The following is a 13121-nucleotide window of genomic DNA, read 5'->3' as shown; positions in this document are numbered from 1 at the left end:
GACCTACAAGCGCAAGGACGGCGTGGAACTGTCCTTCACCCTGTACACGCCACCCGGCTACAAGGAAGGCACGCGGGTGCCGGCGATCCTCTACGCCTATCCGCTGGACTACGCCGATGCCTCCAAGGCCGGCCAGGTCAGCGGCGCCAACGACCGCGACTTCACCCGCCTGCATTCCTACCAGCTGTTGCTGCTGGCCGGCTACGCGATCATCGACGACGCCGCGTTCCCGATCGTCGGCGATCCCAAGACCGCCTACGACACTTACCTGCAGCAGCTGGTGGAGAACGCGCAGGCGGCGGTGGACAAGGCGGTGGCGCTGGGCGTGGTCGACCGCGACCGCATCGGCGTCACCGGCCACAGCCATGGCGCGCTGATGGCGGCCAACCTGCTGGCGCACACCGACCTGTTCCGCGCCGGCGTGGCCACCAGCGGCAGCTACAACAAGACCCTGACCCCGTTCGGCTTCCAGAACGAGCGGCGCTCGTTCTGGGCCGCACCGGAGGTGTACGCGCAGGCCTCGGCGTTCTTCCACGCCGACAAGATCAACGAACCACTGCTGCTGGTGCACGGCATGGACGATGCCAACCCCGGCACCGAGACCACCCAGGCCCCGCGCATGTTCCAGGCCATCCGCGGCCTCGGCGGCACCGCGCGGCTGGTGCTGCTGCCGTTCGAACCGCACTGGTATACCGCGCGCGAATCCAACGAGGACGTGGTGGCGGAAATGCTGGAGTGGTTCGACCGCTACGTGAAGCAGGCGCCGCCGCGTGCGGCGTCGGCTGACAAGGCGAAGGCGCAATAGTCGGCTGACCTGGGAGCGCACGATGCCATGGCGTTTGCTCTGCGTGCCGGTGTTGCTGGCGCTCACTGCATGCGGTGCGGTCGACACGGTGAAGAATGCGTACGCGCATTCGCGGGAGATGGCTGCCGACCTGGAGAAATCGGTCGGCAGCTTCAGCAGGCGCCGGCGAATGTGGTAGTGATGTTTGCGGTGCCGGGGAAGTAGGTCCGTCTCCGGGGATTCATCCAGCTGACGCCACGTTGCGGCGCAACGTTGCTACCCGTAGTGCTACTACACGCATGTTTTTGCGAGACTAAGCTATGTCAGAGCAAAGTTGGCTTGCTTATGCTGGATCAATTGCAGGCATGGTAGGAGGAGTGACCGGCGTTATAGGAGCAGTGGTTGCAATTCTGGCATTTCGCCGAACCGGCGAAATCAAAGCTCTTGATCTCCGTGTGGAGCTTAGACGCATGGAGAGCACACTGCGATCCGACATCCAAGGCTTAGTTCCGCTTCTTGAGCGCGCAAAGAAATCCCATACAAGGTTAGCCGCTGCTCAAGGTTGCTACCGATCAGGCGCCGTGGTCCATTGGCTGTCCGAGTGGGATATAGACTTCGCTGAATCTAATCAATTGGTCGCCGGCGCTTCTGTACTGGACCTAGACTGTTCTAAGTTCTCTCAAAAAGACCTTGAGACAAGGCTGGTCACTGTTTACAAGCTGCAGCGCCAGGTTGCTGAACTTTCTGACAAGTATCGAACATGTCTTGCAACTGATGATGCGGATCGGCAGCAGCTTCGAGCAGATCAGAGGCTAATCACTCAAGCGCGCCTCGACGGAAAGCTATAGATCGGCACCCTTCGACCAAGGTCGGAACGACGCCCTCCTAGCCGAAGGACTATGCTCGGAGCCGGTGCACCGGCCTTGGGAGGGGCGGCATGGACTACGCGACGCTGTACCGGCGTTCGATCGAGCGGCCCGAAGAGTTCTGGGCCGAGCAGGCCAGGGCGATCCACTGGGAGCGGCCGCCGCAGGCGATCCTGGAGTACGACACGCCGCCGTTCCGGCGCTGGTTCGTCGGCGGGCTGACCAATCTGTGCCACAACGCGGTGGACCGGCATCTGCCCGAACGCGCCACGCAACTGGCGCTGGTCGCGGTGTCCAGCGAAACCGGGCAGACCCAGGAGATCACGTATGCGCAGCTGCACCGCGAGGTCAACGCCTTCGCGGCGGTGCTGCAGCGGCTGGACGTGCAGCGCGGCGACCGCGTGGTCATCTACATGCCGAACATGGCCGAGGCGGTGTACGCGATGCTGGCCTGCGCGCGCATCGGCGCGGTGCACTCGGTGGTGTTCGGCGGCTTCGCCGCGCACAACCTGGCGCTGCGCATCGACGATGCGCGGCCCAAGCTGCTGATCGCCGCCGATGCCGGCAGCCGCGGCGGCAAGCGCATTCCCTACAAGCCGCTGGTCGATGCCGCCTGCGCGGAGGCCAGTGCGCCGCCGCCGACGGTGCTGATCGTCTCGCGCGGGCTGGATCCGGCGCAGCCGCGCGTGCCCGGGCGCGACGTCGACTATGCCGAGCTGCGCGCCGAGGTCGGCGATGCGCAGGTGCCGGTGGTGTGGCTGGAATCCAACGAGCCCAGCTACCTGCTGTACACCTCCGGCACCACCGGCAAGCCCAAGGGCGTGCAGCGCGATGTCGGCGGGCATGCGGTGGCGCTGGCGTTGTCGATGCGCACGGTGTTCGACTGCGGCCCGGGGCAGACCATGTTCTCCACCTCCGACGTGGGCTGGGCGGTGGGGCATTCGTACAACGTGTACGGCCCGCTGATCGTCGGCGCGACCTCGCTGCTGTACGAAGGCCTGCCGGTGCAGCCGGATCCGGGCGTGTGGTGGGCGCTGTGCGAGAAGTACCGGGTGCGCACCATGTTCTCTTCGCCGACCGCGATCCGCGTGCTGAAGAAGCATCCGGCGCGCTATCTGCGCGAGCGCGACCTGAGCGCGCTGCGCTATCTGTTCCTGGCCGGCGAGCCGCTGGACGAGCCGACTGCGTTGTGGATCGGCGAGGCGCTGGGCAAGCCGGTGATCGACAACTACTGGCAGACCGAAACCGGCTGGCCGGTGCTGACCCTGTTGCCGGGCGTCGAGCTGCGGCCGGTGAAACCGGGATCGCCCGGCTTTCCAAATCTTGGGTACCGCACGCGCATCGTCGACGAGCACGGCGTCGAGGTGCCGGCCGGGCGCAAGGGCGTGCTGGTGATCGAGCCGCCGTTGCCGCCGGGCTGCATGACCACGGTGTGGAACGACGACGCGCGCTTCCTGCGCAGCTACTTCAGCCATTTCGATACGCTGCTGTACAGCTCGCTGGACTGGGCGATCCGCGACGAGGACGGCTACACCTTCATTCTCGGCCGCACCGACGACGTGATCAACGTGGCCGGACATCGCCTGGGCACGCGCGAGATCGAGGAAGCCATCGCCGGCCATGCCGACGTGGCCGAGGTCGCGGTGATCGGCATGCACGACGAATTGAAGGGGCAGGTGCCGGTGGTGTTCGCGACGCTGAAGCAGGTCGCGCCGGATGCCGCGGCAGTGGTCGAGGAACTGCGCCAGTGCGTGGTGGAGCGTCTTGGCGCGGTGGCGCGGCCGGCGCAGGTGTATCTGGTGCAGGCCTTGCCGAAGACGCGGTCGGGCAAATTGTTGCGGCGCTCGCTGCTGGCGCTGGCCGAGCAGCGCGATCCGGGCGATCTGTCGACGCTGGACGATCCCGGCGCGCTGGAGGAAATCCGCCGCGCCTTGCGCGGTTGACGTGCGACCGGCGACGCCGGCGCAGCCGCGCCGGCGTTCGCATCATCGCTTAACTCAGGCCTTCGGCCTGCAGCGCCGCCTGCACCTGCGGATCGGCGGACATGCGTTCGAAATGCAGCTGCAGATTGGGGCCGAGCGCGATCTGCTGCGCGCGCGCCCAGCGCAGGGTGACGAACAGGTAGGCATCGGCGATGGAACGGCGCGCGCCGCCCAGCCAGGTCTGCTGTTCCAGCGCAGCTTCCACGCGCGCGTACAGCGTGCGCACGCGTTCGCGTGCATGTTCCTGGGTGCGGGCGATCACCGCGGCATCGTCGAGATAGCGGGTGCTGCCGAACAGCGGATGAAACGCCGGGTGCAGATCGGCGTTGAGGAAGGCCAGCCAGCGCTGCACTTCGGCACGGCTGCGCGGGCTGCCGTCGCCAGCCAGGTGCGCGTCGGGCGCGAGATCGGCGATGTAGTTGAGGATCGCCGAGTTCTGGGTCAGCACCCAGTCGTCCATCTGCAGCGCAGGCACCGCGCCGGCCGGATTGATCGCCAGATACGCCGGCGCCTTCATCGCCGCGGCATCCAGCAGCTTCAGTTCGAACGGCAATCCGGCCCAGCGCAGCGCGATGTGATCGGCCAGCGAACAGGCGCCGGGCTTGGAATACAGTTTCATGGCAGGCGGCTCCGCATCGGTCAGGACGGCAGAGCGTACCTGCTGTGCGGGGCGCTTGGCGATGAAGACGCGCCATGCGTGGCGCGCGCGCCTGCGTCAGGGCATGCCTGTGTGGCGAACGATCAGGACGCGTTGCGCGGGCGCAGCTTCTGCACGCGATAGAACGTGTGGTCGCCGATGGTCGCGACCTGATAGGCATTGCGCCAACTCGGGCTGGCGATGGCATGCGCGGCGAAGTGGCTGGCGCCCGGCACGATCTCCTTGCGCTGGCCCTGCGGCAGCGCCCAGTTGCGCTCGGCGGCGAAGGCGACCTTGACCGCATCGGCCCAGGCGTCGTCGTTCTTCAGTTCGGTGCCCGGCTTCACCAGGCCTGGCGCGAACTGCTTGCGTGCGGTGACCACCTGGCACATCGAATCGCCCCACAGGCCGCTGTCCAGGCGACGCAGCGCCACTTCGGCGACGGCTTGTTGTCCGCGCAGCGTCTGGTCGCGCGCTTCCAGGTACACGGTGGTGCTGAGGCAAAGCGAATCGGCAGCGGGTTGCGGCAACAATTGCGAGAGCCAGAGAATCCAGGCCAGTTTCATCGTACTCCTTGCTCCGTATGGGCCGTTGTCGTGGCGCTGCGCCGGGATGGCGCGGCAAGCGATGCGGCTTGGCGTCATGGGGAGGCGGCCTGTCACGGGCCGCCCGGGTGCCGGCAATCTGAAGTCCGGCGGATCCGCCAAGATGGGCGGATCGAGAAGAGGCGCGAACGATAGGGGCCGGTTCCCGAATCGCAACTGAATCCCGAGTGTTGACAGGGTTCACATCCCGCTGTGTCGAGATGCCGTCGTGCCTGGCCGCACGACGGCATTGTGCAGCGCCGCACTGCGGCGCATGAGGCTCAGGGAAACTGCTTGCGCTGCATCAGCATGGCGTACACCTTCACCACCGGATCGGCGTGTCCGCTCAGTTGCGCCAGGCGTTGATCGCGATCCGGCCAACGCTGCGCCTGATCGGCGAGCACGCGCAGATCGCCGAACCAGGTGTCGTGATCGCGTGCGTAATACGGGCCGCTCAGCAGCGTGGCGAGCAGGTGCATGCCGCGGTCGCGCGCCGCGCCCGCCGGCGCGTACTCGAGATAGCGCAGCAGTTCGCGCAGGCGCGCGCGCTGCACGCGGCCGCTGTCGTCGCTGGCGGCGGTTTGCTGCAGCACGCCGTGGTCGAGTTGGTCGAGGAACTCGATCGATGCTTTTTCCGTCGCCGCATCGCCTGCACCAGCAGCCGCATCCAGCAACTGCGTGCGGATGTTGTAGCCGGCCTGGCGGATCAGCGAGATCGCATCGGCGTCGATCGACTGCGCGGGGAGCTGCGGTGCCGGCACGATGCGCTCGGCCGGCAGCTCGGCGACGAAGCGCTGTTCCAGCAGCCAGTGGTTGCCGAGCACGCTGGAAGGGCAGCGCGTCTGCGCAAGATGCGCGGCGACGTAGCCGCGGTAGGCGGCGTGCAGGCGCTCGCGCAGGGCGCTGTCGGACACTTGTTGCAGCACCAGCGGCATGTCGCCGGCCACGCTGAGTTCGGTGGCGGTGAAACCGGCATCGTCGCCGCGGATGCGTTCGAACATGCGCACCAGGCTGTCGGCGAGCTGTGCCTGTCCCGCGCTGTGCAGCGGCGCCGCGGCGAGCGCCATCTTCAGCGCCGGGGCGGTGTCGGTTTCGTGTTGCGCCGCGTCCACGCGTGCGGCGATTGCGCTGGCGCGCGCTGCCGGTGACGCCGGCTGCAATGCGCTGGCCAACGCATAGGTCGGGCTGGGATCGTCGAGATAGTCCGCATCGCAACTGCCGGCGTGCGGCGTCGGCAGTGCGGCGAACAACGCCTGAACCTGCGCTGGCGTGGCGTGTTGTGCGGCGCGTGTCTGCAGCGTCAGCCGATCCAGACCAGCGGTGCGCGGTGAGCGCAGTTCGTCGTCGTGCTCTTCGTCGATGCTGCCGACGCGGGCCAGGCCAGGCATGCGCCGTTGCGCGCGCTCGGCCAGTGTCACGGCCTGTTGGGTCAGCCGTTGCGCGGCAGCGGCCCGGTCGCCATCGGTTTGCAGGTCGTCGGAGGCGGCGAGGCGCAGCAGCACATCGGCCTGGAAGTCGGCAGGCAGCGCCTGCGCCGCGGCCAGCACCGCACTCGCAGGTGGCCCGGGCACGGCGCTACCGTTCATCGAATCGGCGCCAGTGGACGGCGGCGTCTGCGCACTGGCCGGGCCGGCAGGCGGGTGTGTTGCGAGGGAAGCCGGCGCTGCGGGTTGCGCGCCGTGGGCGGTGGCCGCGCGTTGCAGCAGCGGCACGCACGCGCCGGCGACCAGCAGCGCGAGAAGCAGATGGCGGGGACGTGGGGCGGAACGCATGGGAACTCCTGAAGGCGGGCGACGGACTGCACGGCGCATGGGCGCCGTGCAGGACCGGGGAGCGCACTCCCCGGGCGACCATCCAGTGGTCAGTTGTAGCGCGCGGTGTTGCGCGGCACGTTGGCGCGAATCACCCCGAGCGGATCGTCGGTGATGATGCTGGTGAAGCCGGCAGTGACCTGCGCGCGGAAGTCCGGACGGTCGTCGGCGGTCTCGTTGCCGAAGTACTTGGTACGGGTCAGGTAATCGTCGAGCGAGGCGCAGCAGGTGCCGTTGCTGCGCACGTAGTGCTGGCCGTCATGGCTGCTGAGGCGGTACTCGGGCACCGGCGAGAACGCGCCGATCGCGCGTTTCTGCGCCTGGTTCTCGGCCAGCAGTTCGGCGGTCGGATCGCCGCGGCGGGGCTGCTTGTTGCCGATTTCCAGCCAGGCGAAGCCGCTTTGGCGACGCGCCTCGTTGATCCAGGCGTTGACCCGGCACGCCGGCGTGTCGCCGCGCCCCGAGCCGCACTCGCCGACGTAGCCGCCATCGGCCAGCCTGTCCATGTCGCCGGCGTAGATGGTCGGCGCGAATGGCACACCCTTGGTGAAGCGGGTGATCTCGCTGGGCGTCTTCGGCAGCAGCGAGGCGCTGAATTTCAGCACCACCTGGTTCTCCATGCGGAACGCATGGACCTGGTCGGCCGCGCGCGAGACTGCATCCAGGTTCTTCAGATCAAGCACCACCACCATGTGGTTGGCGTAGGTCACCACGGTGTTCAGCGCCTTGGCCAGCGAGGTCGGATTGTCGTTGGTCTTGGCGAAGTTCTTGTCGCGCAGGAACGAGTTGACCAGATCATGACTGGTCAGGGTGCTGATGTCCGGATTCCAGCCCTTCGGATTGGTTGCCGGCTGGAAGATATAGAAGCCGGGCTCGTGATACACCACGCGACCGGCGTTCTGGTCGTGGAACAGCCAAAGGATGCCGTCGGAGGCTTGCTTGACATCGAGTTCGATCGCTTCGATGTTGTTGTTGTAAGTGCTGAGGATCGAGCAGGTGGAGTTTTCCGCGCAGCCGTTGCCGACCAGCCCGCGATGCGAGATCACCACGACATCGGCGTGATTCCCCTGGTAGGGATTCTTCATCACGTTGAGGATATGTTGCGGGTTCCAGTTGCTGGCGGCCGACGCCATGCCGGACAGCGTGGCCAGCGACGCGCAGGCCAGCGCCAGGGCGAGAACCTTGGCGGGTTTCTTGGGCAGTTTCATGTGCTCTCTTCCGTTCGGGGTTGATGGAATGAAGTGAAGCAGCGCAGCGCGCGGCAACCGCCGCGCCCATGGGCGCGTTTGTCTGCAGCGCAATGCTCGAAGCGACGGGCATCGTCCTGGCGTTGCATGCCACCCGTCTGAAACTGGACTCCTGGCGACACCGCGCGTGGGCCACCGCGTGATGTCGCCGGGATTTGGACCGATGCCCGCTACCGGGGCGTGTCCGTGTCGTGCAGGTAGCGTTGCAATGCCAACGGCTCGTCGGTTTGGATCATGCTGACGCCGTGCTTGCGCAGCCCGCCCCAGACCGCGGCAGGATCGCGCAGCGCGCGCTGGTCGGTGTAGTGCGCGGACAGCCGCATCGGTTTGCCGCTGGCGATGTCGTTGGTCATGGTGTTGACGAACAGCCGCGCGTGCGGCGCCAGTTCGCGTTGCGCAATGTCCAGCACCACCGGGTCGTCGAACATCAGCTGCACCACCGCCGGCTGCAAGCTGGCGGCGCGGCGCAGGGCCTGCTCGGGCGGCAGCGTCGATTCACGCTGCAGGTACAGCGCCTGCACCGCGATGTCGGCCTTGCGCGCGCGCTGCAGCACCGCTGCGGGCACGTCCAGCAGCACGTTGAGCAGCACGTCGCGTTGCGCGCCGGCCGCCTCCACCGCGTCGATCACCTGGTCCAGTGCCGCGGCCTTGATGTCCAGGTTCACCAGGACCTTGCCGCGCGCCAAGGCCAGCGCCTGCGCCAGCGTCGGCGGATGCCGCGCGGTGAGCGTGCTGTCGCGGCCGCCACCCCGGCCGCGCACGCGCAAGGCGGCGATCTGCGCCGCGTCCAGATCGGCCACCGCGCCGTGCCCATCGGTGGTGCGGTCCACCGTCTCGTCGTGCATCAGCACCAGCGCGCCGTCGCGGGTGGTGCGCACGTCGATCTCGACCATGTCCACGCCGCGCGCGATGCACGCGGCGATGCCGTCAAGCGTGTTCTCCGAGGCGAACGTCCAGCAGGCGCGGTGCGACACCACCAGCGCCGGTCCGTGCGGGTCGCGCAGCCGGTCGGGCAGGCTCGGCGTTGCCGCCATGGCCAGGACCGGCATCGACAGCACGGCGCTCATCAGCAGTCTCCGGAAGCGCATGCTCACCATCTCCAGGTCAGCGAGGCGTTGTAGTTGCGGCCGAAGATCGGCCGCGCGTAGATCGCGTCGGCGGTGCCCTGGCCGGACAGCGTGTCCACGCGCGCATTGCCCTCGGTCAGGCCGAGCGCGTTGCCGACGTTGGCGGCGTGCAACTGCAGCTCCAGGTGCTCGCTCAACCGCGCGAACAGGCCAAGGTCGTAGGTGGTGTAGGCGGGCAGGGCGGTGGCGTTGGTGTAGTCCACATAGCGCTGGCCCATGCGATAGGCGGTGGCCGACAGTTCGACCGGTCGGCCATCGATGTCGAGGTACAGGGTCGGGCTGAGCGAGGCCATGAACTTGGGAATGCGCGAGATCTGCTTGCCGTCCAGGTCGCCGTAGCTGAGGCCGGTGGTCGCATTGCTCAGACCGCGCGTCTGCGGATCCTGCAGCGTGGCCGAGCCGGTGATGCCGAACAGCGGCGACGGCCGCCAGGTGAACTCCGATTCCAGGCCAAGCGTGCGGGTCTTGCCGACCAGCGCCAGGCTCTGCACCGCACCGCTGCCGTCGAGCACGATGGCGCTGATCGACAGATCGTTGAAGCGGCTCCAGAAGCCGACCGTGGAGAACGAGAAGGTGTCGCCGAAGCTGCCGCGCAGGCCTGCCTCGGCTTGGTCGATATCGGTGACGTCGGCGTGTTGGGTCTGGTAGACGTTCTGCAGCCGCGGCAGGCGCTGCGACTGGGTGTAGCGGGCGAAGGTCTGCAACTGCGGGGTCAGCGCGAACTCGGCACCGAGCGTCCACTGCGTGGCATGGCGATGATCGGTGCGCGGGCTGAACGCACCGCTGAGCCCGCCGACGTTGTCGTCGGCGAGCGTGGTCGGATCGCCGAGATTGCGCGTGGTGTTGGCGTAGACGCCGCCGTTGGCGTTGTAGCGGGTGTAGCGCACGCCGGCATCCAGGCCAAGGCGGCCGAAGCGCACCGAGTCCCACAGGTACGGCGACAGGTAGGTGCCGTTGGCGAAGCCGCGGGTGACGCCATTGCCGTAGCGCACGAAGCCGTTCTGGGTGACCGAACCGACCACGTTGCCGGCGGCGTCGTAGGCCAGCACGTCCAGGCGCTGCGCGTTGTTCTGCAGCGTGGTCAGCACGGTGTTCTGCAGGCGGTCCTGGCGGTATTCGAAGTGCTGCACGTCGAGGCCGGCGGTGAGCGTGTGCTGGCCCAGCGCCGTGTCGTCGAACGCCTTGCTCAGGCGCAGGTCGTCGGACAGCGTGCGCAGATGGGTGCGCGCATTCCACAAGCCGCTCTCCAGCACCAGGCCGTTGGCCGCGGCTGGATCGTAGGCGGCGCCGTTGCGGCTGGCGACGTAGCCGACCCGCGCCACCCGCGTGCCGAAGCCGCTGCGCGCACGGCCGAGCTGGGTGTTGAGATAGGCGCCGGCGTCGTAGGGCGCGGCGCCGGAGAACAGCGCGGTGTAGTCCACCTCCGCATCGACGAAGCGCATGCGGTTGTTGAAGGTCAGGCCGTTGCCCAGATCCCATTCCAGGTGCGTGCCGAGTTGCTTGACCTTGCTGTGGATGCCGTCGGCCAGGTCGAGGTTGCGCGCCAGCGGGCCGTTGCCGTCGAAGCTCAGCGCGGTGGTGTGGCGCAGGTCGTTGGACAGCAGGGTGCCGTCCAGCGGATCGATCAGCGCCGACAGCGATTGCGACGGGTTGCGCGGGTCGGCCAGGGGGATCGGGTTGTAGAAGGCGGTACGGTCGTTGAGGTACTTGGCGTCGACGTCGAGGATCGCATCGCCCATCAGGAAGGTCAGGTTGCCGCGCAACTGGCCGCCCTGGTCGGCGGTGTAGCCGGTGCGGCGCAGACCGTCGTCGCTGCGGTGGTAGCCGCCGATGCTGTACAGCACGTTCTCGCTGAGCGGGCCGGCGCTGTAGGCATCCTCGCGGCGCAGGCCGTCGCTGCCGACGCTCATGCGTACCGCGCCCTCGGGGGTGGCGGTGCCGTGGCGGGTGATGGCATTGACCGTGCCGCCCGGCGCGTTGGTCGCGAACAGCGGCGAGGTGCCGCCGCGGACCACTTCCAGGCGCTCGGTCATCATGTCCAGCGCGAACAGGGTGTCGACGTTGAAGAAGCTTTCCTGCGGCTCGTCGAACAGGGTCAGGCCGTCTTCCTGGTACTGCACGTAGTACCAGCCGCCGGCCGGCAGGCCGCGCACGTAGAGGTTCTGGCCGCCGCCCTGGCCGCCGGAGGGTTCGGCGGAGAAGCCGGGGACCGCCCGCAGCATGTCCACGCTGCTGCTCGGGGTGCTGCGCTCCAGGCGTTCCTTGGACACCACGCTGATCGCGAAGGGGGCGTCCTTCTGCGACTGGCCCTGCGGCGTGCCGGTGACCACGATCTGGTCCAGCGTGGTGGTGGCGTCTGCCGGGGGTGCTGGCGCGTCCTCGGCATGGACGGTCGCGGCGCTGCCGAGGATGGACGCGAGCGCCAGTGCCAGCAGGCTCGGGTGCGGATGAACGGTACGCATGAAGACCCCCAGTAAAAGAATGTGTGGTTAATACTATTTGCAATGTATGAAAATTGGATGTCCACGTGCTAGGTTGTTGCGGTTCGTGCATCCATCACGCTTTGCGTCCGCCTATGCCGCATTCCGATTTCCCGCCGCGCGTCAGTGCCGGCGGCCGCCAATTGCTCGATCGTGTGTTCAAGACCGGGGTGCAGACCCAGGCGGCGCTGAGCCGCGACCTGGATCTGTCGCAGCCCACCGTGGCGCGCCTGCTGCAGGGCTTCGTACAGGACCGCATGGTCCAGCTCAGCGCCCGTGCCGCCGAGGGGCGCGGCAATCCCAGCGTCGATGTGCGGCTGGCGCCGGATTACGCCTACGCCTTCGGCATCGGCCTGATGGGCGACGTGGTGGCGCTGGCGCTGGTGGATTTCGCCGGCACCGTGCGCGGCCAGCGCCGCGTGGGCCTGGCCGATATGCGCCGCGCGCCGGTGCTGGCGCAGTTGCAGCGATTCCGTGCGGAGCTGCTGGCCGAGACCGGCGTGGACCCGGCGCGGGTAGTCGGCATGGGCATGGCGATTTCGGCGTTCTTCACCGGGCAGGGCCGGCAGATGGCCGGGCCGCCGGCGCTGGAGGACTGGACCCAGGTGGACCTGGTGCCGATCCTGGAAGAAGCCCTGGGCTGCGCGGTCACCATCGAGAACGATGGCGCGGCGGCGGCGGTCGCCGAGAGTCTGTACGGGGTCGGCCGCGACTGCCGCGACTTCGTCTACCTGCACCTGACCAACGGCTTCGGTGGCGGCATCATCGCCGATGGCCGGCTGTTCCGCGGCCACCGCGGCAATGCCGGCGAGTTCGGCGGCATCTGGACCGTCGGCGGCATGGCCTATCCGAACCTGGACGCGCTGCTGTCGCTGGTGCGGGCCGCCGGCCAGGACTACGCCGGAGTCGAGCAGATGCTCGGCGCGATCGACGCGCACACCCCGGGCGTGGACGCCTGGCTGGACATGGCCGAGGCACCGTTCTCGCAGTTGTGCGCGTATCTGGCCTATGCGCTGGATCCGCAGGCGATCGTGATCGGCGGGCGCCTGCCGGCCGCGATCGGCGCACGCCTGATCGAGCGCATCCGCATCCCGCGCGCACCCAACCGGCACGGCCTGGCGCCGCCGCTGCCGCAACTGTGCATCGCCCGCACCGTCGGCGACGCGGTGACCCTGGGCGCGGCGTTGATGCCGCTGCAGCGGGCGTTTTTCGCCTGAGACATGCGCGTGCGCGGTGCGCCGCGTTCAAGCCAGCGACATGGCGCCGTGCCGCCGAGGATTCGGGCCTGATGCTCGCCCGTTGCGTCGCAGCGTCCGCTGTCTCAGCCGCTGCTCGCGTTCGCCGCCAGGCCGGCACCGATCGGATGCGATCGCCGGCGTCCCGTCAACAGCGCCAGCAGCAGGCACAGCGCCCCGCATAGCAGCGGGCCGGCCGCCATCGCCCAGCACAGCAGCAGGCAGTGCCCGTCGCGGTAGTCCAGCGCATCCAGCAGCACGCCGATCAGTACCACCCCGGCGGCCAGCGCGATCTGTGCGGCGGCGGTCAGCGCGGCGAAGCACAGCGCATGCTCGGCGACCGCCCGGGTGGCGGTGCACTGCGCATG

The 13121-nt window shown here is 68.2% G+C and carries 10 protein-coding genes and 1 pseudogene; 4 read left to right on the top strand and 7 right to left on the bottom strand.

Annotation, left to right across the window (positions count from 1 at the left end; genetic code table 11):
- The 3 genes from D588_RS25425 to prpE all read left to right on the top strand — a co-directional run.
- Nucleotides 1-805, top strand: an 805-nt coding sequence (locus tag D588_RS25425; RefSeq protein ID WP_017917049.1) for a prolyl oligopeptidase family serine peptidase, incomplete at its 5' end; no start/stop codon positions are given.
- A 299-nt stretch (nt 806-1104) separates the two neighbouring features.
- Nucleotides 1105-1632: a hypothetical protein gene (locus tag D588_RS27995; protein WP_148828354.1), complete on the top strand. Its 528-nt coding sequence runs from the start codon at nt 1105-1107 to the stop codon at nt 1630-1632.
- A gap of 89 nt (nt 1633-1721) precedes the next feature.
- Entirely contained in the window at nt 1722-3593 is a 1872-nt protein-coding gene (gene prpE / locus D588_RS0118605; RefSeq protein WP_017917048.1) for a propionate--CoA ligase, read from the top strand.
- Nucleotides 3594-3642: 49 nt separating this feature from the next.
- Here prpE and D588_RS0118600 read toward each other — a convergent pair whose 3' ends face one another.
- The 6 genes from D588_RS0118600 to D588_RS0118575 all read right to left on the bottom strand — a co-directional run bounded on the left by D588_RS0118600 (nt 3643) and on the right by D588_RS0118575 (nt 11500).
- On the bottom strand, nt 3643-4251 hold the full coding sequence (locus D588_RS0118600) for a glutathione binding-like protein (RefSeq protein ID WP_017911124.1): 609 nt from the start codon (nt 4249-4251) through the stop codon (nt 3643-3645).
- 122 nt (nt 4252-4373) lie between these two features.
- On the bottom strand, nt 4374-4835 hold the full coding sequence (locus D588_RS0118595) for a cell wall hydrolase (protein WP_019797714.1): 462 nt from the start codon (nt 4833-4835) through the stop codon (nt 4374-4376).
- Between the two features lie 299 nt (nt 4836-5134).
- On the bottom strand, nt 5135-6625 hold the full coding sequence (locus tag D588_RS0118590; protein ID WP_232764331.1) for a hypothetical protein: 1491 nt from the start codon (nt 6623-6625) through the stop codon (nt 5135-5137).
- Between the two features lie 89 nt (nt 6626-6714).
- Nucleotides 6715-7872 carry a glycerophosphodiester phosphodiesterase family protein gene (locus tag D588_RS0118585; protein WP_017917046.1) on the bottom strand — a complete coding sequence of 386 codons (1158 nt, stop codon included), beginning with the start codon at nt 7870-7872 and terminating at the stop codon, nt 6715-6717.
- 209 nt (nt 7873-8081) lie between these two features.
- Entirely contained in the window at nt 8082-8978 is an 897-nt protein-coding gene (locus D588_RS0118580; RefSeq protein WP_017917045.1) for a glycerophosphodiester phosphodiesterase family protein, read from the bottom strand.
- Nucleotides 8979-9001: 23 nt separating this feature from the next.
- Nucleotides 9002-11500, bottom strand: a complete 2499-nt coding sequence (locus D588_RS0118575) for a TonB-dependent receptor (protein ID WP_017917044.1) — start codon at nt 11498-11500, stop codon at nt 9002-9004.
- A gap of 113 nt (nt 11501-11613) precedes the next feature.
- Between D588_RS0118575 and D588_RS0118570 the strand changes: the two genes are divergently transcribed.
- Entirely contained in the window at nt 11614-12735 is a 1122-nt protein-coding gene (locus tag D588_RS0118570) for an ROK family protein (protein ID WP_017917043.1), read from the top strand.
- 104 nt (nt 12736-12839) lie between these two features.
- Here D588_RS0118570 and D588_RS25420 read toward each other — a convergent pair.
- Nucleotides 12840-13121 (bottom strand): annotated as a pseudogene (locus D588_RS25420) (hypothetical protein); the annotation flags it as partial.

It is taken from the genome of Xanthomonas sp. SHU 308, from assembly GCF_000364645.1.
Taxonomy (GTDB): domain Bacteria; phylum Pseudomonadota; class Gammaproteobacteria; order Xanthomonadales; family Xanthomonadaceae; genus Xanthomonas_A; species Xanthomonas_A sontii.
Note: the sequence above shows the minus strand (reverse complement) of the source record. Positions and strands in the feature narration are given on the sequence as shown.

Bases quoted from the DNA above. Each gene is read 5' to 3' on its own strand.
- D588_RS0118575 (WP_017917044.1), bottom strand. From the start codon at position 11,500: ATGCGTACCGTTCATCCGCACCCGAGCCTGCTGGCACTGGCGCTCGCG.
- D588_RS0118570 (WP_017917043.1), top strand. From the start codon at position 11,614: ATGCCGCATTCCGATTTCCCGCCGCGCGTCAGTGCCGGCGGCCGCCAA.
- D588_RS0118580 (WP_017917045.1), bottom strand. From the start codon at position 8,978: ATGAGCGCCGTGCTGTCGATGCCGGTCCTGGCCATGGCGGCAACGCCG.
- D588_RS0118595 (WP_019797714.1), bottom strand. From the start codon at position 4,835: ATGAAACTGGCCTGGATTCTCTGGCTCTCGCAATTGTTGCCGCAACCC.
- prpE (WP_017917048.1), top strand. From the start codon at position 1,722: ATGGACTACGCGACGCTGTACCGGCGTTCGATCGAGCGGCCCGAAGAG.
- D588_RS0118590 (WP_232764331.1), bottom strand. From the start codon at position 6,625: ATGCGTTCCGCCCCACGTCCCCGCCATCTGCTTCTCGCGCTGCTGGTC.
- D588_RS0118600 (WP_017911124.1), bottom strand. From the start codon at position 4,251: ATGAAACTGTATTCCAAGCCCGGCGCCTGTTCGCTGGCCGATCACATC.
- D588_RS27995 (WP_148828354.1), top strand. From the start codon at position 1,105: ATGTCAGAGCAAAGTTGGCTTGCTTATGCTGGATCAATTGCAGGCATG.
- D588_RS0118585 (WP_017917046.1), bottom strand. From the start codon at position 7,872: ATGAAACTGCCCAAGAAACCCGCCAAGGTTCTCGCCCTGGCGCTGGCC.